The organism is Solibaculum mannosilyticum, assembly GCF_015140235.1.
Taxonomy (GTDB): Bacteria; Bacillota; Clostridia; order Oscillospirales; family Acutalibacteraceae; genus Solibaculum; species Solibaculum mannosilyticum.
In genome coordinates this window covers 107,812-127,024 of the sequence record NZ_AP023321.1, presented here as the reverse complement: position 1 = coordinate 127,024, position 19,213 = coordinate 107,812, and the positions used below count along the sequence as shown (strand labels likewise).

The window sequence follows — 19,213 nt, the reverse complement described above, 5'->3', positions numbered from 1 at the left end:
CCTTACGAGCCGAAACAAGGGCAACTTTTTATTCCCCGCCGACCACCTTATCCAGCAGCCTTGCGGAAGTGCGCTTCGCTTCCCTTGTAGAGTGAGCGTAGATGTTCATTGTGGTACTGACATCGGAGTGTCCGAGAAGTTCCTGCACATCTTTCGGCTTTGCGCCGCCGGAAAGCAGATTGCTTGTGTAGGTGTGACGGAGCGTGTGGAAATGGAAATCTTCAAGCCCTTTCACTTTCTTCTTTGCCGCCCTGCACATAATCCCTACCGTACTCGGCGCTTCATACGCCCCGTCTGCTCTCAGGCAGACAAAGGAGATTTCCTTGTAATCCTCCGGGACTTCCTCTGTCCTTTGCAGGCTGTAAACCTCATAATAGGTGCGCCCTTTTTCCTTTACTTCTTTGTAGTAGTTCAGGTGATAAAACTCCCCGTAGCGGAAACGGTTTTTGCGCTGTTCTGTTCTCGCCGCCCGCAGGATTGCCGCCAGCGTGTCGCAGAAATCAACGGTGCGGACTTTGCTCCGTTTTGTCGTTCCCACTTCGGTTGTGTGCCTTGTTCCGTTATAGCGCATGCTTCGGCGTACCGTGAGATATTGTTCCTCAAGGTTAATATCCTGCCAAGTCAAGCCGCATACTTCCCCGATACGAAGCCCCGTGTAGTACGCTATCTGCACAGGCAGCAAGGCGGGATTATCTTTTGCCTTGAGAAATTCCTCCAGCTTTTGGAACTGTTCATGGGTGATAGTAGGAATACTGGAAGTATCTTCCTCACTGTCCGAGAAAATATCCGTTTCCTGCTTCCTGCCCCTCAGCTTCACATACTGCATAGGGTTAAAGGTAATCAGTTTTTTCGGGAAAACCGCAAAGCGGAAGGAATTTTGCAACACCGCCGAGAACAGGAGCATATATCCTTTGCTCATGGGCTTTGAAGTTGTCCCGTCCGGGTTTGTCCCACCGTAGCTCAGAAAATCAATGAACGCCTGCAAATGGTCGGCGGTCACGGTTTTCAGCTTGCGTTTGCCAATGGGATATTGCTTGATACGGTTGACCGTTCCCTGATAGGACATGACCGTCCCGTTGCTTAAGTTGCCGGGTTTCAGTTCTTCCTCTACCCACATATCCAGCATATCGCCTACCGTGATGTTTTCCGCTTTCCCGACAAACTGCTTTTCCTCATAGTCCGCTATCGCTTTGCGGAGCATGGCTTCTGTTTCCGCCTTGCTCTCTGTGCCTGCAAACTCTTTCTGCACTTTTCTGCCGCTTTCATCTTCAATATAAAAGCGTCCGTACCACTTTTTGCCTTTCTTTCTTACAGAACCTTTTGCCATAGATAAAAAACTCCTTTCTATCCGTGGCAATCGGGACTGTGACATATGGTGTGCGTAAAGTAATTGTGTCACTTCCGCCAGTGAAAGTCAACTGGCGTCTTTACTTGTCAAGGTGCCACGGAATTTTCTTTTTCGGAAAGCCTTTCTTCGGCTTCCTCCACTATCCCGAAAAGTGCGCCCATCGACATTCTTGTGCGCCCCTCATCGTGGATATGTAAAATCCCGTCTAAAAACCGTTTCATATCCTCAATCGGTACTTCCATCTTCTTGCGGTATACCTGTTCCATGATTGCCCCGGACTCTATGGCGTACCGTCCAAGAGACTCTTTCAGCCCTTTGTCCTCCGCCACACGGTCAACTTCCTCCATAGCATCAGCAAAGTAGCAGGTCATAACCGTATACAGGTCAACCATCTTGCCGAGAAATGTCGTGAGAAGCTGCTGGTGCGGCTCGCCCTTTACTGTATAGGAAACTGTGTCCAGATATTTCCTGATGTGTTCCTCAATATCCCGCTGGCAAAGAGTATAGGTGTCATATTCCTTATCATCGGAAAGACCTGTCAGCCATTCGGGAGTTGTGAGCAACGCTTCCGCAAGACCGTTGATAACCATTGTGCGCTTCGGATCAACTCCGTCCGCTTCATACCGCTGAATGGTGGATTTGTTCACGCCTACACGCCTGCCAAGTTCCGGCATGGTAATGTTTAACTCTGTGCGGCGTTCCTTAATCCTCCTACCGACCTGTTTTGCGGTGAATGTGGTTTCTTTTTTCAAGGTGTTCACCTCCTGACTGGTATCAGTATAACACGCCGATACTTATTTTGCAACCTTTATCTCAATGAAAGTTGTAAATAAACTATGAATGGTTGCAAAATAGGTTGACAAGAGATGGCAGAATAAGTATAATGATAAAACAGTAGTTGCAAAATGAGTATTCTAAAAGGAGGTTGATAGAATGAGCGCAGTCAAAATGGGACTTACCATAGAGGAAGCCGCAGAATGTACGGGTATCGGCAGGAACACCATGCGGAAGCTGGTGGAATGGGGAAAGCTGCCCGTCCTCAAAGTGGGGCGCAAGACCATTATCCGCAGGGACACGCTGGAACGGTTTCTGACGGTCAATCAGGGAAGAAATCTTCTGAAGCCCGATGATGTCCGCAGAGTGGAATGACCATCCATTCTCTTTTCGGAAAGTAACCCTAAGCCCTCGGCGTTTGAGAGCGAAATACACCCCTCGCACAAATCTTCGATTTGTACTCCGGGTATTTCGCCCTTGCAGGGGGCTTCCGTATCAACCGCCTGCGGCGTATGATACGGGGCTGTCACCGCTGCCGCAGCGACAGCCACAACCGTAAACGGTTGCAAAAAAAGGACGCACCTTGACAACAGAAAACGGAGATGATGTATGCCGAGACACAGTTTTATCCAGATGTCAAAACTGCCCAATGTCAAAGGGCGAATATCGTATATTACAAGCCATGCAAGGCAGGAAAATCTCTATGCCACCTACCGCACCGCCGACAGCACCTTTTGGAGCAACCTTGCAAGGGAAAGCCAGCAGGAGTTTCAGCGCAGCGGCACAGAGGGCAAATGTATCGAAGCAAGGGAACTGATTATCGCCTTGCCCGAAATCTATACGCAATACGAGCCGCAGCAGGTACTCACGGACTTTACAGAGGAGTTCCGCAGGCGGTACGGTGTGGAGTGCGTGTCCGCCCTCCACCACAACAAGCGCAAGACAAATTATCATATCCATCTGATTTTCAGCGAGAGGAGGTTGCTCCCCGAACCTGATGTAAAGGTTGCTTCCCGCAGCGTGTTCTTTGACGAGACTGGAAAGCGTGTCCGCACCAAAAAGGAAATCACGGGGGAGGACGGGCAGATACGGAAAGGCTGTACCGTCATCAAAAAAGGCGAGGTATACGAAAGCCATCTGTTTACTACCAAAGATACACGCTTTAAGGGAGAGCCTTTTCTCCGAGAGATAAAGGAAGTGTATACAGAACTTATTAACTGCCATATCTCCGATCCTGAGCAGCACTTAAAGGTATTTGATAAAAACAGCGTCTATCTTCCGGCCAAGAAAATCGGCAAAAATAATCCCAAAGAGGACGAAATCAAAGCCGATAATGCCGCAAGGCAGGAATGGAACAGGACAGCGGATATGGCGTTATTATCAGGTATCTCCGAAGCAAAGATTTTAGAAGTCAAGCAGACAGAGATACACGAAAAGGCGAGCCAGTCTATCAAAAGCAAGGGCTGGCTGCCGGGTCTGTTCCGCAGTATCGTAAACAAGGCTAAGGACTTCCTGCAAAACTTAATCCGTGAACACGATATGCCGCCGAAGCCTGTCCTTGAAATAGATATGGCAGAGTTCCGTACCATGCAAAAGCTGATGATAAAGGCGCAGGATAAGGCGAAAGAAATCCGGCATTTGCAGGATACGGTACTTCCGAAGCTGAAACAACAGCTTGCCGATACAAAAGGGATTTTCAAGGGTAAGGAGCGCAAGGCGCTCACAGAGCAGATACAGCGGACAGAAAAGGAAATCGCTGAAAAGCTGGATAAACTGCCCGATGTTCTGAAAGAGGACGGTTATCCCGATGTGCAGGCGTACATGGCAACCTACCGTAAGGCGGAGGCTGTTGTGGAGCAGTTCAATCGTGACCTTGCCGCATGGGAGCAACAGGTCAGGGAAAAACAGAAACCCGCCAAAAAAGAGCAGGCAAAGCCGCCTGAACGAGAGAGCGTGCTGAAACGCCTGCGTCAGCTTCAGGCGGAGGGTAAGCAGAGAAACCAGCCGAGACAGAGAAAGAAATCCTTTGACAGAGACAGCCGATAGGCACGAAAAACCGCCGCTATGGTATCACCCATGCGGCGGCATACATAAAAATCTTATTTGTGTTCTGCAAGCGTGACTTTCATATCCTGAGCATTGATGCTTGTTTCCTTTTTGCACTTCGGACAGTAGAGAGGGAAGTTTCTTAATTCTGTATCTTCCCGTATCATTGTGCGAGTTTTATTGCCGCAGATAGGGCAATATATCCATTCTGTGGCTTTCATGTTACTTTTCTAATTTCAAGTCTTTTATTTTTTGAGATATTCTCTCAATGACCTGTATAAAACATTCATCACTTTTGCCCGTCGGATCGGGAAGTCCCCAATTATCATCAAACGCTCTACCGATATAGGGACAACCGACATCACACCCCATTGAAATCGCAATATCGGGCGTAGGGATTTTATCAATCGTCTTGCTATACTGGCTTTGCTCCATATCTATCCCATAAAGCTGTTTCATAAGCCGCACAGCGTCCTGATTGATTTGTGATTTTGTTTCTGTTCCGGCAGAATAGAAATCAAACTTATCTCCCGCCAAATGTTTTCCAAGTGCTTCTGCAATCTGACTGCGGCAGGAGTTATGCACACAAATAAAGGCTACCTTTTTCTTATCCATCGTTAAAACCCCAGCTTGTGCAGCAGAGCAACCACATCAGCAGCTTTCAAAACCTTACCCATAGCAACAACCTTTTCGTTGACAACAAGGGCAGGCATACTCATAACACCGTATTCCATTACTTTCTGCATATCGGTAATGTATTCGACCTCTACGGAAAGTCCCATATCCTTTACTGCCTGCTTTGTGTATTCAAATTGTTCGTGACAGGATTTACAACCTGCCCCTAACACTTTGATACAGCAGATTTCTCCCTCTTTCAAATCAGGACAGCAATCGTTTGTAATGCTTTCTGCTTCGCTGGCAGCACAACCGCAGCTACAAGCGCAAGCAGGTGTTTTCTTTTCTTCTTCCTTTTTCTTTCCAAAGTTAAATAATGCCATAATAATAACCTCCTAAAATTAAACAATTAAATATTGTATTGCGTTGAAAAGATAGCCTACAATAATAATACCAGCAGCACATATTCCAATGAAAATACCAAGCAGTTTCGGTTTGACCGCCTTGCGAAGCATAATCATTGAAGGGAGCGAAAGCGTAGTAACGCCCATCATAAAGGAAAGGACAACGCCGAGCAAAGCACCTTTTGCAAGCAGGGCTTCTGCAATCGGAATTGTACCGAAAATATCCGCATACATCGGAATACCGACTATCGTAGCAAGAATTACGCCAAACGGATTATTTTCGCCAAGTGCTTTGACAATAAATTCTTCAGGAATCCAGTTGTGAATGAAAGCACCAATGCCCACGCCGATCAGAACATAAGGAGCAACCTTTTTAGCGGTTTCAACAACCTGTTCCCACGCAAATTTCATACGGTCTTTGAAATGCAGTTCCTCCTGCGGAACATCAATCGAGTGACCGTTTCGGATATATTCTTCCACTTGATTATCGAGGTGCAACTTTTCAATTAGCGTTCCGCCAGCCACAGCGATTACCAAACCGAATATTACATATAAAACAGCAACTTTCCAGCCGAAAATACTCATCAGTAAGACAAGGCTTCCGAGGTCAACCATCGGCGAAGAAATCAAAAAGGAGAATGTAACGCCAAGCGGCAAACCTGCGCTTGTAAACCCGATAAACAACGGAATGGAAGAACACGAGCAAAACGGTGTTACCGTACCGAGCAGAGCGGCGATGATATTCGCCCATATGCCGTGAAATCTGCCGAGTATCTTTTTTGCTCTTTCGGGCGGGAAATAACTTTGAATATACGAGATAATCAAAATCAAAACGCCAAGCAGTACCATAATTTTTATGGTATCATAGATGAAAAACTGAATACTCGCTCCTATTTTGCCCGTGGTATCTAAACCGCAAGCGTTCAAAATTGTTTCAATGAGACGATTCAGCCAGTTCATACCGAGGACTTCATTTTGAAAAAAGTCCCAAATTGTTTTTAGTGCCTCCATAAAAAGCTCCTTTCATATAGTCATATTGAAATATGTCGATTTAATATTCCGAATATAAGTCGTGCGGAAAAGCATTCAAATAAACTTCCTCACTTTTCACAGCACGACTTATTTTCGCTTTCAACATCAAGTGTTGTCAACTGCCGCAAACATTCTTTTGCCTGTTCCACACCTTTTTCTGAAATAGAATAGTGTGTCCATTTTCCCTCTTTGCGCCCGACAACTATTTCAGCGTCACAAAGAATTTTCATATGGTGGGAAAGCGTAGGCTGCGTGACATTGATTTCTTCTAGCAACTTGCAAGCACATTTTTCACCTGAACGCAGCAGTTTTATAATCCTAATGCGGTTTTCATCACAAAACGCTTTGAAAATTGCCGCAATTCTTTTTTCATCCATCTCTCTCAATCACCTCCTATAGATAAATGTCTATGTGTTATTATATGCAACACATAGAAAAATGTCAATATATTTTTTTGATTTAAGTGAAACAGCGGTAGGAAAACTAAATCCTACCGCTGTCTTCTTATGCAAAGATGATTTCTTTTTCCACAATCTCCTTTGCACACGCCCGTATGTTATTCATTCTCTGTGTCCATTCCAAAGCGTTTTCCGCCTTTAACTGCTCCGTAATACCCTGCACCCGTTTCATCTGCTCTGTGAGCCTTTCCATGCGTTCCTGCGCCTGCCTGTCGATGTCAGCAAGGTAATTGTTCAGTCTGCCGCTTGTGAACAAGGTTATGTAGGTGGCTCGGCGGTATTCTTTCAGATACCGCAAGTGCCGCTGTCCCCACAAACCAATAGGCTGTTCTTTTTCGGCTGGTAAGATAAGACATGGGATATAATAATCTCCTTGCAGTTCATACCACAGACCATTTTTATCATCGTAAATGTACTTGTCCATTGAAAAATCCTCCGTTATAATATATTCGCACATACATCACAGTTCTCCGATTGCCACACTTTGTTATATCTTGTTATGAGATTTTCTTGCCCTTGTATTTGCCCTTATGAGCAATGAGGGAAAGAGTAAACTTGTGTGTAACCGTATAAAGAGATAAGGCAGACACATTGCGATAAATCCTTTATTTTCAAGGCTTTTGGAGGATTTTATTAAAACACTGTAACCTCTGTTGAGAGGTCATAATTTACTGATATTCAAATTGGAATTTGCCGTCGCGGTAATCGCATACCACCGGATGTCCGGCCTTGACCTTGCCCTCCAGCATCTTCTCGGACAGGGAGTCCTCGATCTTGGACTGGATGGCCCGGCGCAGCGGACGGGCTCCGTACACAGGATCAAATCCGGCATCGGCAATGGCTTCCACTGCGGCGTCGGTATAGGTCATCTGGATGTCCATATCGGCCACACGTTTGACCAGAGTATCCAGCATGCGGCGGGTGATGTTCTGGATGTCCTCTTTGGTCAGCTGATGGAAGACGATGATGTCGTCCACACGGTTGAGGAATTCCGGACGGAACACACGTTTCAGCTCGGCCATGACGTCGCTTTGGATGCGGGCATCCTCTTTCTTCAGATCGGCATCGGCCGAGCCAAAGCCGAGAGGCTTGTTGTCGGTGATGGACCGGGCGCCTACATTGGAGGTCATGATGATAACGGTATTTTTAAAATCCACCTTGCGGCCCTGGGCGTCGGTCAGGACACCGTCGTCCAGGATCTGGAGAAGCATATTGAAGACGTCGGGATGGGCCTTTTCAATCTCATCGAACAGCACCACCGAATAGGGCTTGCGGCGGATCTTCTCGGTCAGCTGGCCTCCTTCGTCGTAGCCCACGTATCCGGGAGGCGAGCCCACCAGACGGGAGACGGTGTGTTTCTCCATATATTCCGACATATCCAGGCGGATCATGGCGTTCTCGTCGCCGAACATGGCTTCGGCCAAGGCTTTGCACAGTTCAGTCTTGCCCACGCCGGTGGGGCCTAGGAAGATAAAGGAGCCGATGGGACGTTTGGGGTCCTTGAGGCCCACACGTCCGCGGCGGATGGCACGGGCCACCGACGAAACAGCTTCGTCCTGGCCCACGATGCGCTGATGAAGGATGTCCTCCATCTTTAAGAGGCGCTGTCCTTCCTCCTCGGTCAGCTGGACCACCGGTACGCCGGTCCAGCTGGACACGATCTCGGCGATCTCCTGGGCGCCTACTTCGCCGTTGGTATGGGCGTTCTGCTCATTCCACTGGTTCTTCTGTTCCGCGAGCTGATCGCTTAAAACCTTTTCCTCGTCCCGCAGACGGGCGGCGCGTTCAAAGTCCTGGGCGTTGACGGCCGACTGCTTTTCTTCACCCAGACGTTTGAGTTCATCCTCCATCTTCTTGAGATCGGGCGGGGCGGTGAAGGCGCGCAGACGGACGCGGGAGGCCGCTTCATCGATCAGGTCGATGGCCTTGTCGGGCAGGAACCGGTCGGAGATATACCGTACCGACAGATTGACAGCCGCTTCGATGGCCTCATCGGTGATCTTGACCTTGTGATGTGCCTCGTATTTATCCCGCAGCCCCTTCAGGATGAGCACCGCCTCCTCCTGGGAGGGTTCGGGGACGTTGACCGGCTGGAACCGGCGTTCCAAAGCGGCGTCCTTTTCGATGTGCTTGCGGTACTCCTCCAAAGTAGTGGCGCCGATGACCTGTAGCTCACCCCTGGCCAGAGAGGGCTTGAGGATATTGGCGGCATCCACAGCGCCTTCGGCAGCGCCGGCGCCGATGATGGTGTGCAACTCGTCGATGAAGAGGATGACATCCCCGGCCTTGACCACTTCGTCAATGGCGTTTTTGATGCGCTCCTCAAAGTCGCCGCGGTACTTGGTACCGGCCACCATACCGGTCAGATCCAAGGTGACCACCCGTTTGCCTTTCAGGAGTTCCGGCACTTCTCCGGTCACGATCTTCTGGGCCAGACCTTCGGCGATGGCCGTCTTGCCGACGCCCGGTTCGCCGATGAGTACGGGGTTATTCTTGGTGCGGCGGGACAGAATCTGAATGACCCGTTCGATCTCCTTCTGGCGGCCGATGATGGGATCCAGACGTCCATCCTTGGCCACTTGGGTCAAGTCCCGGCCAAACTGATCCAGAGTAGGGGTCTTGGAATCCTTTTTCCCCTGGGAATGCTGTCCGGGACGGGATGGAGCGGTATCAGCCGTCTCAGCGCCGATGGCCTTGGCCGTGCTCTTCAAAACGGCGCCTGGATCAGCACCCAGTTCGCTCAGGAAACGGACGGCGTAACTCTCCCCCTCCTGGATGATGGCGATCAGCAGATGTTCGGTGCCCACATAACTGTGGCCCATGCTTCTGGCTCCCACCACTGCCATCTCCAAAATACGCTTGCAGCGGGGTGTAAAATCATTGGGGCTCAGGGAGGTGGGCTGTCCCCGGCCGATGACCGTTTCCAACCGCTCTTCCACTTGGCCGGCGGTGATATTATGCTCTTGCAGCACCGATGCGGCTACACCGGTGCCTTCCCTCAGCAGTCCGAGCAGGATATGCTCGCTGCCGACATAGGTATGGCCCAGTTCCTGAGCGGCTTCCACCGCCAGGTTCATGGCCTCATTGGCTTTTTCGGTAAATCCATTGAATTGGAACATCATAACATTCACTCCTTTTTCAGGTTGATGCTCTATTAAAAATCACAACAAAGCTTGTGAATTATGTTTCGGTTTTGGCAAGCTGTTCTCTCACCCAGGATGCCCGTTCCACGTCCCGTTCCGCCGGGGTGAGATTCTTGCCCACACGCAGGGTTAAGCATCCGGGCTGGGCGTTCAGGATGAGGTTCGCCACTTCGTCCAGGGTGACTTCCGTCAGAATGCCCAGTGCCGCACCCAGACGTACATTGGAGATGAGCTGCATAAACTCCTCCCCGGTGAGGATGCGGGCGGTGCAAAGCAGTCCATAGGATCGCCACACCTGGTCGGTGAGACGCAGATCCCCATTTAACTGCTGGCGGGCTGCGCGTTCCTGGGCGATGACCTGCATGGCAATGCTCTTAAGATTTTGCAGCGCCGCCTGTTCGGAGATCCCTAAGGTCACTTGGTTGGAAAGCTGGTAAATAGCGCCCTTGGGTTCGGTGCCCTCGCCGTACAGACCCCGGATGGTAAGTCCCAGTTTGGATACGGTATCGCTGAGCTGTCCCATAACCCCTTCCCGCTGGAGGGCCGGCAGATGCAGCATCAAGGATGCCCGCATACCGGTTCCCAAATTTGTGGGGCACTGGGTCAGGTAACCGAGACGTTCGTCAAAGGCGTAGGTCAGTCGCTCGTCCAGCAGAGTATCCAATTGATCGGCCATCTCGTACGCTCCCTGGAGATCCAGTCCGGGACGCATCACCTGAATGCGCAGATGATCCTCTTCATTGATCATAATGGATACCGATTCATCCTTCATCAGGAGCAGGGCGCCGTCCTTGGCCTGGGCGAATTCCGGGCTGATCAGATGCCGCTCCATCATGGAGAGCGCCTGGGCAGGTGAAGTATCCTGCATCTCCAGATAATCGAAGTCGCCGGCGATGGCGGCATGGCTGCCCAGCAAAGCATCCTTTATCTGTGCGTCCACCGCTTTGCGCTGTTCGGGCGTCATGCGGATGGGGAAGGGTACGTTTTGCAGGTTGCGGGCCAACCGTACACGGGTAGAGAGAATGACGTCGCTGTCAGGACCTGTCTCTAAATACCACTTTCTCATTGCTGGTTCCCCTCCTCCTGTAGACTTTGAATTTCATCCCGCAGCTTGGCGGCTTGTTCGTAGTCCTGAGCCTCTACCGCCTGATTCAACTGTTCTTTCAGCTGGGCCAGATGGTGGTTCTTCTTGGCCTGCTGGCTGGCGCTCTGCGGGACTTTGCCGGTGTGTTTGGTCTTGCCGTGAATACGCTGCAAGGACGGCAAGAGCTGTTCATAAAACGTCTCGTAGCATTTGGCGCATCCGGCTTTTCCGGTGCGCACAATATCGGAAAATGTAGCTCCGCAGCCCTCGCACCGCACCTCATCGCTGAGACGGGAAGGCTGGGGGTCCGGAACCGTCTGCCCCAGCATGGAGCTTAACAGACTGCCAAGCCCTAAGGAGGCGCTTCCCATCATGGCGCCGTAACCCAATTGGGCGGCGCATTGGGGGCAAAGATGCAGCTCCTGGGTCTGGCCGTTGACGGTCCGTTTGATGAATGTCGTGGCCTGACGTTTGGCACAGTTGTCACATAACATAAGATAAACCTCCTTTGGGGAAAGCACAATTTTGTCTCTAGATGGAAGCGAGGAGCATATTCTTAAAAATTGCGGCTCGCACTTTATCCCGTGTATCAGGAGGCACGTCCCGATAACAGCGGTCGGACAAGGCGGCGGCCATGAGACGCGCCGTCTCTTTTGGGATAAGACCCTGATGGGCTATGTTTTGCAAAATGGCACGCACAGTGGCGGTATCGGCGCTGTCTCCGATGGAATTGACCACGTGCATTAAAAAGGCGTCCCGGCCTACCTGGACCTGGGTGATGCGAATGTATCCGCCGCCCCCTCGCCGGCTCTCGACACGGTATCCCTTTTCCGGAGTAAAACGGGATGTCAGTACGTAGTTGATCTGACTCGGCACGCATCCCATGGCATTGGCAAGTTCATTGCGCTGGATTTCAGCCGTACCGTGCATCTCTTTGAGCTGCTCTAGGATATAGTTTGCAATGGCATCGCTGAGACGCATTGTATCACTTCCTTTTCGTGAAGTTTGTCTTACCCTGACCTTTTGGGTCATCGAGTGGATTGATTTCTTTTTTATTTGTCCTTATTATAGCTTATTGCCCCCAGGAATCAAGGTCAGAAAAAGTCAAATTAAATCCGTTTTTTGCCTGTTATCCGATATTATCTCCTGTTTTCTCTTGTTTCCTTATATTTTTGACTTTTTTTGATCTTTGTAATCGATAGGAGTGAGCCTGGGTATGCGGCATTGGTTCCTCGGAAAAAGGATCGGGGGTTAAGTCATCGGCCAGTTCAAAATCGGAAAAATAGGACGGTCGTCCGCCAAAGCTTTCCTTTGTCATAGATGGCTCCTCCTAAACTGAATTTTATCCCTAGGATATGCCGCCTACCTGGCGATTATACAAGGACTTGTCCCTTTTACCGGAACCATTTTGGTTGTAACCCATTTGGCCCTCCCGCCATACAATGAACTAAACCAAGCGAAAGGGGGTTCCAAACCATGTGTGGATCCAATTTCTTGGGCGGCAATAGCTGCTCGTGGGTTCTGATCCTGATCATCGTTCTCCTTCTCATCAACAACGGTGATGATTGCGGCTGCCGTTCCAATCGTAGCGGCTGCAACGACTGCGGATGCTGCGACTAACATCAGCGGTTTTTGTACCTAACAGAACAAAGGGAAGGCGTCTGCCGGGAAACCGGTAGGCGCCTTCCCTTTTGGCGGGCAGTGCCCGCCTCCACTTCGCTCTTTTGCCGAGTAGGAATCGGTTCTGTTTTGGACACGATCCCTTTTCCTCTATATCCATGACACGCCCCAACCGCGGGACATGCCGTTTTCCATTCTTTACGATCCCCACGCGCGAATTGGCTGCGGACTCTGTCCGCCCACTTCGCTCTTTTGCCGAGTAGGAATCGGTTCTGTTTTGGACACGGTTCCTTTTCCTCTATATCCATGACACGCCCCAACCGCGGGACATACCGTTTTCCATTCTCTACGATCCCCACGCGCGAATTGGCTGCGGACTCTGTCCGCCCACTTCGCTCTTTTGCCGAGTGGGAATCGGTTCTGTTTTGGACACGATCCCTTTTCCTCTATATCCATGACACGCCCCAACCGCGGGACATGCCGTTTTCCATTCTCTACGGTTCCCGCGCACGGATTAGACGTGGACTCTGTCCCCTTTTGGATAGGATTGGCTTTTTCTGCCCATACTAGTGGAAAAGCCTGTAAGGACGGTGGGGATCTCATGCCAAAAGAGGCGCCAAAAAAGAAAAAAATCTGGAGCTGGATCGGCGGATTGGGGGTCGGACTCATCAATGGTCTGTTGGGAGCTGGCGGGGGAATGTTGGCAGTTCCTTTATTAAACGCCAGTGGATTGCCCACTCATAAAGCTCATGCCACCTCCTTGGCCATCATTTTCCCTTTGAGTGTACTCAGCGCCGGTCTTTACCTCTTTCAGGATCGTATGTCGCTAGGGGATGCCCTTCCTTATCTCCCTCTGGGTATTGTCGGGGCTTTGGTCGGCACATGGGTTCTTCCCCGCATCCAGGCAAAATGGCTCAGGCGGATCTTCGGCGTCTTTCTACTCTGGGCGGCATGGAGGTTGATGTTTCAATGAACATGATATGGGGTTCCATCGCCGCCTTCCTCTCCGGAATGGCAGGTTCCATGGGGCTCGGTGGGGGAAGCGTCTTTCTGTTGTACCTCACCCTGTTCGCCGGAGTGGAACAGTTAGCCGCCCAAGGCATCAATTTAGTGTTTTTTCTGCCCATCGCCGCCTTATCCCTGATCCTCTACGCCCGTAAGAAACTCGTAGACTGGAAAACTGCGCTGCCCATCGCTTTGGTGGGATTCATAGGCGCAGTGGGAGGCACCCTTCTTGCTAATGTCTTAGGCGGGGATATGCTTCGCAAAGTGCTGGCAGTAGGGTTATTCCTATTGGGGATCCGGGAACTTTTCCATCGGGAGAAAAAAGAAGAACAGCCTGCAAACTCGGAAGAAAATAAGACTTCTTCTCCTCAGGATCGGCCGTAGGGCGTATCGGGAAACTTTATCCAGACCATACATCGCAGACTATAAATCAAAAGCGTCCGGACGTTAACTGTCCGAACGCTTTTTTATCTTTCTGATTCTTCAATAGGCCTACTTATTTCCGTTCTCTTTTTCTTCGGCCTCTCGTTTTAAGTAATCCTGAAGTTCAGATCCGGCGCGCAGTTTATTGAGCTGCTCGTAGTTGCCGGCAAAACTGGTATCGGCGGGGATAGCCTGATCCGGTACCTTCTTAAAGACGATCTTCAGAAGAATAGGTGTAATAATCGTCGTAATAATTACCACCAATACCACCGGTCCCAGGAAGTTGGATCCCAACAGTCCAATAGCGGCACCCTTGCTGGCCACAATAAGTGCTACCTCGCCGCGGGAGATCATACCTACGCCAATCCGTTTACACTGGTAATTTTGATAGCCGCACATTTTTGCACCCAATCCGCAGCCAATCACCTTGGTAAGGATGGCTACAATAACCAGTACCACCGAGAACAACACGACCATCAGGCTCATGGACGGCAACTCCACCTGCAAGCCGATACTGGCAAAGAAGATGGGGGAAAGATAGGCGTAAGACAAAACGTCAAATTTAGAAGCCAGATACTGTGTCTTCTGCGTAAAGGATACAATCAAGCCAGCGGCGAAAGCGCCTGTAATATCCGCCACGCCGAAAGCTACCTCGGAGATATAGGACATCAAAAGGCAGAAGGCAAATGCAATGATCACATAACGATGCATGCCCTTGGGGGAACCGGTACCCCATTTTTTGTATCCCTGATACACCAGGAATCCAACCACGGCCGCAAAGGCGAAAAACCCTACGATTCTCAGCAGCACGATCCAGATGTTGACCGAGGTATCCGCCATACTGGTGATAACAGTAAGTCCGATGATACCTAAAATATCGTCGATGATGGCGGCCCCTAAGATGGCGTTGCCCGAACGGGTTTTGAGCTTGCCCAATTCCTTTAAGGTTTCAACCGAGATGCTCACCGAAGTAGCCGTGAGAATAATGCCGATGAAGATATTCTGGAGCAGGATACTGCCCGAGGCATCCGATTCAATGACGCCGGGCTGGTTGAAGAAATACGCCACGCCGAATCCGCCGATCAGCGGTACAATAACGCCGATCAGAGCGATGACAAAGGATGCTTTACCGCTCTTTTTGAGTTCCTTGACGTCGGTTTCCATACCGGCGCAGAACATCAGAACAATAACGCCTATTTCAGCAGTGCTGTGAATAAAGTCGGTTTCCTTGATGAGACCCAGGAGCGCCGGGCCAAGAACGAGGCCCGCCAGCAGTGCACCCACCACCTGGGGCATCTGGAACTTCTTGGTCAACAGACCCAGTAATTTGGTGCTCAGCAGAATGAGCGCCAGATCAAATAGAAACTGATAACCTTCCATAAACAATCGCCCTTCTTTCCCATTTTTCAAAAGCACTTCCCTATTATACTAGCAATATTTAAAAATGCAAGATTTTGTATTTGTTTTCTTTTTATTTAGTTATTTAGCTGATAAAAGCGGCACGAATCAAAAAAGAAAAAGGCAATCCTTGCTGATTTTTCCTGTCTTTTTCAGAGCATTATCCCATTTCTCCCAGCCTTTTTAACTGCTCTGTCCTCTCTCTGCCTATGTACCAATTTGATCTAAAAGATGCCGTTTGGCAAATCTTCCCTTTTTCCTGTATTTTCCCTTGCTTTTTACCTATTTATAATAACAGCTATCCGGGCCGCTTTCTTTTTATCTCTTTTATGTCTCCTTTTTCCTTCCTTTACGCAACAAACCCCCTCTTTTCTGCAGAGAGAAAAAAGGGGGTTTTCGGCTAAAACAATCCAATAGAAGTCAGCAGAATCAATAGGATCAGTATGGGCAAGGCAAACTGAACCCAATAGGCCCATGGTTTTGCAAGCCTCATTTTGATGCTGCCTTCGTTTGTAATTTCATGCACTGCATTTTTGCTTTTCCATACCCATCCGATGAAGATGCAGGTCAAAATCGCAGATACGGGCAAAAACAAATTGGAGACACAGTAATCGGCCAGCTCAAAGAATGTCTTGCCAAATACCTTGACGTGTTCCCATACCCCAAAGCTGAGGGCCGAAGGGATCCCCAACAGAGTAGCAAGTCCCGCACATACAAGGCTTGCCTTTTTCCTGGACATCTTAAGGGATTGCTGGGCAAACGCTACCACTACCTCCAAAAAGGCGATGGTGGTGGTCACCGAGGCAAACAGAACCAACAGGAAGAACAGAATGGCAAAAATTTGTCCTCCCGGCAGGCTTCCGAACACCTGGGGCAACACAACGAAAATCAGACTGGGGCCCATCTCAGGGTTTTGCCCTACTGAGAACACCGCTGGTAAAATGGCCAGTCCGGCCAGAAGGGCAGCCAAAGTGTCAAATCCTGCGATAATGACGGCGTCTTTGGCGATGTTCTCCTTCTTGGAGAGATAGGATCCATAGGTCGTACCGGCCCCTGCGCCGATGGACAGGGAGAAAAATACCTGTCCAAGCGCCATGATCCATGCCTGTGGCGTCAGTTTGGAGAAATCCGGCTTGAGGAAAAACTCGATGCCGGCCGATGCTCCCGGCAACGTACACGACCGGATGGCCAGAAATACCAGAAATACAAACAGCAGAGGCATCATAACCTTACAGGCCTTTTCGATCCCCCGTGCCACCCCCTTCATGACAATCAGCAGGGTGATGGCCATATAGACGATGTAAAACAAAATCTGCTGCGGGGCTGAAGCGGTAAAGGTCCCGAAGAATTCCGCCGAGTCTCCACCCAGCCCTTGAAAGGACTGGAGGATATACCGCAGGATCCATCCGCCCAGCACTGTATAATAAGACAGTCCCACCAGGCTTGTAAAGATGGCCAAAATGCCTACACCGCCCCACTTCTTATTGACACTGCGGTAACTTTGAAAGGCATTCTTTTTGCCGTGCCGTCCTACAGCGATCTCTGCGATCAGCATGGGGATTCCGATCGCACAGACGCAGATGAGATACACCGCCACAAAGGCGCCGCCTCCATTTTGTCCCACCATCGTGGGAAAGCGCCAGAGGTTCCCCATGCCAACTGCCGCGCCGGCCGACGCCATGACAAATCCAGCACTGCCGGTCCATCGTCCGGCCGACAGACCGGACTTCTCTTTCTTCACTTTTCTGCCCCCTCATCCCTCTGATGCCATTGCAGTTCCCTGTCCCCCATCAGAAACGGAAATCCCGCATACCGCCGTCGATATCGTTGAGATGCTCATACACTTTGCTCCTCACCTTTTGGTTGGGGATGTCTTCAGCTTCCTTCTTGATCATGTCGATGGCCAGGCGATAGGTATCCGGGCTTGCGTAGTCTTCGGCGTATTCCTTAAGGGTCATGAGGGCATTGGGCAGGCAGCAATTCCGGATCTGGCCGGATTTGACCAGCGTCATAAACCGGTCGCCGGTACGTCCTTCCCGGTAGCAGGCGGTGCAGAAGCTCGGGATATGACCGGTGCGCAGCAGCCAATTGACCACTTCATCCAGAGTACGTACGTCGCTGACTTCAAACTGGGCGGAATTTTCCGCCTCCTCCCGGGTGACGGTATAACCCCCTACCGTGGTACGGGATCCGCCGCTGATCTGGGAGACGCCGTATTTGAGCACCATTTCCCTGGTCTTCGGGGATTCCCGGCTGGAGACGATGATGCCGGTATAAGGCACGGCGATACGCAAGATAGCCACGATTTTCTGGAACAGTTCGTCGGAAATTCCGTTTTTAAACTCCGAAGCGTCCACATCGTCGGCGTCCCGCAGACGGGGTACGCTGATGGTGTGGGGGCCTACTCCATGGACAGCTTCCAGATGTTCAGCATGCATCAAAAGGCCCACAAAGTCATATTTGTACAAATTCAATCCAAACAGCACGCCACAGCCCACATCGTCGATTCCGCCTTCCATAGCCCGGTCCATGGCCTCGGTGTGGTAATTATAATTGTGCTTGGGGCCTGTGGGATGCAGCAGTTCATACTGTTCTTTATTGTAGGTCTCCTGGAACAGCACATAGGTGCCGATGCCCACATCCTTAAGCTTCCGGTAGTTTTCCACCGTTGTAGCGGCGATGTTGACATTGACGCGGCGGATCGCGCCGTTCTTATGTTTGATGGAATAAATGGTCTGGATGCTTTCCAATACATAATCAATGGGGCAGTTGACCGGATCTTCACCGGTCTCCAGAGCCAGACGTTTGTGGCCCATATCCTGAAGGGCGATAACCTCCCTGCGGATTTCATCCTGGGTCAGCTTCTTGCGGACAATGGTACTGTTTTGATGGTGATAGGGGCAATAGGTACAGCCGTTGACGCAGTAGTTGGAGAGATACAGCGGCGCCATCATAACGATACGGTTGCCGTAAAAGGCCTGCTTGATTTTGGTAGCCTGGTCAAAGATACGCTGCAGTGCTTCCGGATTGTCGCTGCATAAAAGAAGCGCCGCCTCCCGATGGTCCAGGCCCTTGAGATCATCGGTCTTGTCGATGATGCGGTTGATGAGCTCTAAATTATCTTTGTTTTCCTCCGCCCAGGCGATGGTATCTAGAATTTCACCATCGTCGATGAACTCGGTGGCTTTCATGGAATGTTTGTCGTACATGTAATTTCCTCCCTTATTTGCTTTTTCAGGCACTTGGTGTTTCCTTCTGATACACCGTCTTTACACTGACGCCTGGGATTTTGCCAATCTTGCCCGCCATAGAGCTGATGACATCATTTTCCGCGTCCATTACCACGCTGATGACATGCACACCCCTCTGTCGATAGGGCAGCCCCATGCGGCCGATGATGTTTTCTCCATAGTCATGGAGGATGCTGTTGATGCGTTCGGCAGCCGCACTGTCCTCCACGATGATGCCCACTAGGGCGATCCGTTTTGCCATTTGGTCACCTCTGTTCCTGTCTCCGGCACAAAAAAACGCGCCCTTAGGCGCGCAATTAGACACAATGGTCCTCTCGTCGCCTTTTTCATCAGGGGGAACCTTCTGAATCAGGAAACAGGTCTTATTTTCTTACTTCTAAAAAGAATAGATCATATGGAATCGTTAGCCCTTAGAGACTTCTTTGGGTTCACAGATCCCTTCTACAGATAACCATACCACATTTCTCGACAAAAAACAACTTCGGCATGCACGAAATTTTAGTACATGCCGAAGTTCCGGACAAGATTCTCTTACATTGTGTCAGCCTGATCAAAAATCCAAGGCGCATCTTGGCTGGAGGCCCTGCCTCCTACAGGCAAAGACCAGGACAG

General features: G+C 50.2%; 22 protein-coding genes. 5 read left to right on the top strand and 17 right to left on the bottom strand.

The window, feature by feature from the left end:
- Positions 1-28: 28 nt before the first annotated feature.
- Both C12CBH8_RS00560 and C12CBH8_RS00555 read right to left on the bottom strand, forming a co-directional pair.
- Positions 29-1,327: a tyrosine-type recombinase/integrase gene (locus C12CBH8_RS00560; RefSeq protein ID WP_002586625.1), complete on the bottom strand. Its 1,299-nt coding sequence runs from the start codon at positions 1,325-1,327 to the stop codon at positions 29-31.
- Between the two features lie 107 nt (positions 1,328-1,434).
- Positions 1,435-2,109 carry a helix-turn-helix domain-containing protein gene (locus tag C12CBH8_RS00555; RefSeq protein ID WP_225363674.1) on the bottom strand — a complete coding sequence of 225 codons (675 nt, stop codon included), beginning with the start codon at positions 2,107-2,109 and terminating at the stop codon, positions 1,435-1,437.
- Positions 2,110-2,281: 172 nt separating this feature from the next.
- Here C12CBH8_RS00555 and C12CBH8_RS00550 point away from each other — a divergent pair, with 172 nt between their 5' ends.
- The gene (locus C12CBH8_RS00550) at positions 2,282-2,497 is read left to right on the top strand and encodes a helix-turn-helix domain-containing protein (protein ID WP_002586623.1); all 216 of its coding nucleotides are present in this window, start codon (positions 2,282-2,284) and stop codon (positions 2,495-2,497) included.
- A gap of 234 nt (positions 2,498-2,731) precedes the next feature.
- The gene (locus C12CBH8_RS00545) at positions 2,732-4,168 is read left to right on the top strand and encodes a MobA/MobL family protein (RefSeq protein WP_002586622.1); all 1,437 of its coding nucleotides are present in this window, start codon (positions 2,732-2,734) and stop codon (positions 4,166-4,168) included.
- A 53-nt stretch (positions 4,169-4,221) separates the two neighbouring features.
- Here C12CBH8_RS00545 and C12CBH8_RS00540 read toward each other — a convergent pair whose 3' ends face one another.
- The 11 genes from C12CBH8_RS00540 to C12CBH8_RS00490 form a co-directional block, all read right to left on the bottom strand.
- Positions 4,222-4,389 (bottom strand): cysteine-rich KTR domain-containing protein, encoded by a 168-nt coding sequence (locus C12CBH8_RS00540; protein ID WP_074141147.1) that lies wholly within the window; start codon positions 4,387-4,389, stop codon positions 4,222-4,224.
- A gap of 1 nt (position 4,390) precedes the next feature.
- Positions 4,391-4,783, bottom strand: coding sequence for an arsenate reductase ArsC (locus C12CBH8_RS00535; RefSeq protein WP_002586621.1), 393 nt, complete (start codon positions 4,781-4,783; stop codon positions 4,391-4,393).
- Positions 4,784-4,785: 2 nt separating this feature from the next.
- Positions 4,786-5,166 (bottom strand): thioredoxin family protein, encoded by a 381-nt coding sequence (locus C12CBH8_RS00530; RefSeq protein ID WP_074141146.1) that lies wholly within the window; start codon positions 5,164-5,166, stop codon positions 4,786-4,788.
- Positions 5,167-5,184: 18 nt separating this feature from the next.
- The gene (locus C12CBH8_RS00525; protein ID WP_087232616.1) at positions 5,185-6,198 is read right to left on the bottom strand and encodes a permease; all 1,014 of its coding nucleotides are present in this window, start codon (positions 6,196-6,198) and stop codon (positions 5,185-5,187) included.
- A gap of 89 nt (positions 6,199-6,287) precedes the next feature.
- On the bottom strand, positions 6,288-6,596 hold the full coding sequence (locus tag C12CBH8_RS00520; protein ID WP_002586618.1) for an ArsR/SmtB family transcription factor: 309 nt from the start codon (positions 6,594-6,596) through the stop codon (positions 6,288-6,290).
- Positions 6,597-6,723: 127 nt separating this feature from the next.
- Entirely contained in the window at positions 6,724-7,101 is a 378-nt protein-coding gene (locus tag C12CBH8_RS00515; RefSeq protein WP_002586617.1) for a TnpV protein, read from the bottom strand.
- A 244-nt stretch (positions 7,102-7,345) separates the two neighbouring features.
- A complete protein-coding gene (locus C12CBH8_RS00510) occupies positions 7,346-9,796 on the bottom strand; it encodes an ATP-dependent Clp protease ATP-binding subunit (RefSeq protein WP_215533766.1) in 2,451 nt (816 codons plus the stop codon).
- 61 nt (positions 9,797-9,857) lie between these two features.
- On the bottom strand, positions 9,858-10,886 hold the full coding sequence (locus C12CBH8_RS00505) for a protein arginine kinase (RefSeq protein ID WP_215533345.1): 1,029 nt from the start codon (positions 10,884-10,886) through the stop codon (positions 9,858-9,860).
- On the bottom strand, positions 10,883-11,398 hold the full coding sequence (locus C12CBH8_RS00500) for a UvrB/UvrC motif-containing protein (protein ID WP_090263894.1): 516 nt from the start codon (positions 11,396-11,398) through the stop codon (positions 10,883-10,885). Before C12CBH8_RS00500 ends, C12CBH8_RS00505 begins: the two co-directional genes overlap by 4 nt.
- A gap of 37 nt (positions 11,399-11,435) precedes the next feature.
- Positions 11,436-11,885, bottom strand: a complete 450-nt coding sequence (locus C12CBH8_RS00495) for a CtsR family transcriptional regulator (protein ID WP_090263891.1) — start codon at positions 11,883-11,885, stop codon at positions 11,436-11,438.
- Positions 11,886-12,033: 148 nt separating this feature from the next.
- Positions 12,034-12,222, bottom strand: a complete 189-nt coding sequence (locus tag C12CBH8_RS00490) for a hypothetical protein (RefSeq protein WP_090263890.1) — start codon at positions 12,220-12,222, stop codon at positions 12,034-12,036.
- Between the two features lie 158 nt (positions 12,223-12,380).
- On the opposite strand from C12CBH8_RS00490, the gene C12CBH8_RS00485 reads away from it, so the two are divergent.
- The 3 genes from C12CBH8_RS00485 to C12CBH8_RS00475 all read left to right on the top strand — a co-directional run bounded on the left by C12CBH8_RS00485 (position 12,381) and on the right by C12CBH8_RS00475 (position 13,913).
- The gene (locus tag C12CBH8_RS00485) at positions 12,381-12,524 is read left to right on the top strand and encodes a hypothetical protein (RefSeq protein WP_171846219.1); all 144 of its coding nucleotides are present in this window, start codon (positions 12,381-12,383) and stop codon (positions 12,522-12,524) included.
- Between the two features lie 601 nt (positions 12,525-13,125).
- Entirely contained in the window at positions 13,126-13,497 is a 372-nt protein-coding gene (locus tag C12CBH8_RS00480) for a sulfite exporter TauE/SafE family protein (RefSeq protein ID WP_090263884.1), read from the top strand.
- Positions 13,494-13,913 carry a sulfite exporter TauE/SafE family protein gene (locus C12CBH8_RS00475; protein WP_215533344.1) on the top strand — a complete coding sequence of 140 codons (420 nt, stop codon included), beginning with the start codon at positions 13,494-13,496 and terminating at the stop codon, positions 13,911-13,913. Before C12CBH8_RS00480 ends, C12CBH8_RS00475 begins: the two co-directional genes overlap by 4 nt.
- 108 nt (positions 13,914-14,021) lie before the next feature.
- Here the strand turns inward: C12CBH8_RS00475 and C12CBH8_RS00470 are convergent, their stop codons facing one another.
- The 4 genes from C12CBH8_RS00470 to C12CBH8_RS00455 all read right to left on the bottom strand — a co-directional run bounded on the left by C12CBH8_RS00470 (position 14,022) and on the right by C12CBH8_RS00455 (position 18,842).
- A complete protein-coding gene (locus C12CBH8_RS00470) occupies positions 14,022-15,332 on the bottom strand; it encodes a cation:proton antiporter (RefSeq protein ID WP_090263880.1) in 1,311 nt (436 codons plus the stop codon).
- Between the two features lie 418 nt (positions 15,333-15,750).
- Positions 15,751-17,091: a sodium-dependent transporter gene (locus C12CBH8_RS00465; protein ID WP_246441600.1), complete on the bottom strand. Its 1,341-nt coding sequence runs from the start codon at positions 17,089-17,091 to the stop codon at positions 15,751-15,753.
- A gap of 49 nt (positions 17,092-17,140) precedes the next feature.
- Positions 17,141-18,559 (bottom strand): [FeFe] hydrogenase H-cluster radical SAM maturase HydG, encoded by a 1,419-nt coding sequence (gene hydG, locus C12CBH8_RS00460; RefSeq protein ID WP_090263878.1) that lies wholly within the window; start codon positions 18,557-18,559, stop codon positions 17,141-17,143.
- Between the two features lie 25 nt (positions 18,560-18,584).
- The gene (locus C12CBH8_RS00455; protein ID WP_090263876.1) at positions 18,585-18,842 is read right to left on the bottom strand and encodes a TM1266 family iron-only hydrogenase system putative regulator; all 258 of its coding nucleotides are present in this window, start codon (positions 18,840-18,842) and stop codon (positions 18,585-18,587) included.
- Positions 18,843-19,213 lie beyond the last annotated feature (371 nt).

Excerpts from the sequence above, each read along its gene's own strand:
- C12CBH8_RS00490 (WP_090263890.1), bottom strand. The coding sequence starts at position 12,222 with ATGACAAAGGAAAGCTTTGGCGGACGACCGTCCTATTTTTCCGATTTT.
- C12CBH8_RS00545 (WP_002586622.1), top strand. The coding sequence starts at position 2,732 with ATGCCGAGACACAGTTTTATCCAGATGTCAAAACTGCCCAATGTCAAA.
- C12CBH8_RS00470 (WP_090263880.1), bottom strand. The coding sequence starts at position 15,332 with ATGGAAGGTTATCAGTTTCTATTTGATCTGGCGCTCATTCTGCTGAGC.
- C12CBH8_RS00520 (WP_002586618.1), bottom strand. The coding sequence starts at position 6,596 with ATGGATGAAAAAAGAATTGCGGCAATTTTCAAAGCGTTTTGTGATGAA.
- C12CBH8_RS00495 (WP_090263891.1), bottom strand. The coding sequence starts at position 11,885 with ATGCGTCTCAGCGATGCCATTGCAAACTATATCCTAGAGCAGCTCAAA.
- C12CBH8_RS00480 (WP_090263884.1), top strand. The coding sequence starts at position 13,126 with ATGCCAAAAGAGGCGCCAAAAAAGAAAAAAATCTGGAGCTGGATCGGC.
- C12CBH8_RS00540 (WP_074141147.1), bottom strand. The coding sequence starts at position 4,389 with ATGAAAGCCACAGAATGGATATATTGCCCTATCTGCGGCAATAAAACT.
- C12CBH8_RS00530 (WP_074141146.1), bottom strand. The coding sequence starts at position 5,166 with ATGGCATTATTTAACTTTGGAAAGAAAAAGGAAGAAGAAAAGAAAACA.
- C12CBH8_RS00455 (WP_090263876.1), bottom strand. The coding sequence starts at position 18,842 with ATGGCAAAACGGATCGCCCTAGTGGGCATCATCGTGGAGGACAGTGCG.
- C12CBH8_RS00525 (WP_087232616.1), bottom strand. The coding sequence starts at position 6,198 with ATGGAGGCACTAAAAACAATTTGGGACTTTTTTCAAAATGAAGTCCTC.
- C12CBH8_RS00515 (WP_002586617.1), bottom strand. The coding sequence starts at position 7,101 with ATGGACAAGTACATTTACGATGATAAAAATGGTCTGTGGTATGAACTG.
- C12CBH8_RS00535 (WP_002586621.1), bottom strand. The coding sequence starts at position 4,783 with ATGGATAAGAAAAAGGTAGCCTTTATTTGTGTGCATAACTCCTGCCGC.
- C12CBH8_RS00510 (WP_215533766.1), bottom strand. The coding sequence starts at position 9,796 with ATGTTCCAATTCAATGGATTTACCGAAAAAGCCAATGAGGCCATGAAC.
- C12CBH8_RS00485 (WP_171846219.1), top strand. The coding sequence starts at position 12,381 with ATGTGTGGATCCAATTTCTTGGGCGGCAATAGCTGCTCGTGGGTTCTG.
- C12CBH8_RS00475 (WP_215533344.1), top strand. The coding sequence starts at position 13,494 with ATGAACATGATATGGGGTTCCATCGCCGCCTTCCTCTCCGGAATGGCA.
- hydG (WP_090263878.1), bottom strand. The coding sequence starts at position 18,559 with ATGTACGACAAACATTCCATGAAAGCCACCGAGTTCATCGACGATGGT.
- C12CBH8_RS00500 (WP_090263894.1), bottom strand. The coding sequence starts at position 11,398 with ATGTTATGTGACAACTGTGCCAAACGTCAGGCCACGACATTCATCAAA.
- C12CBH8_RS00550 (WP_002586623.1), top strand. The coding sequence starts at position 2,282 with ATGAGCGCAGTCAAAATGGGACTTACCATAGAGGAAGCCGCAGAATGT.
- C12CBH8_RS00560 (WP_002586625.1), bottom strand. The coding sequence starts at position 1,327 with ATGGCAAAAGGTTCTGTAAGAAAGAAAGGCAAAAAGTGGTACGGACGC.
- C12CBH8_RS00505 (WP_215533345.1), bottom strand. The coding sequence starts at position 10,886 with ATGAGAAAGTGGTATTTAGAGACAGGTCCTGACAGCGACGTCATTCTC.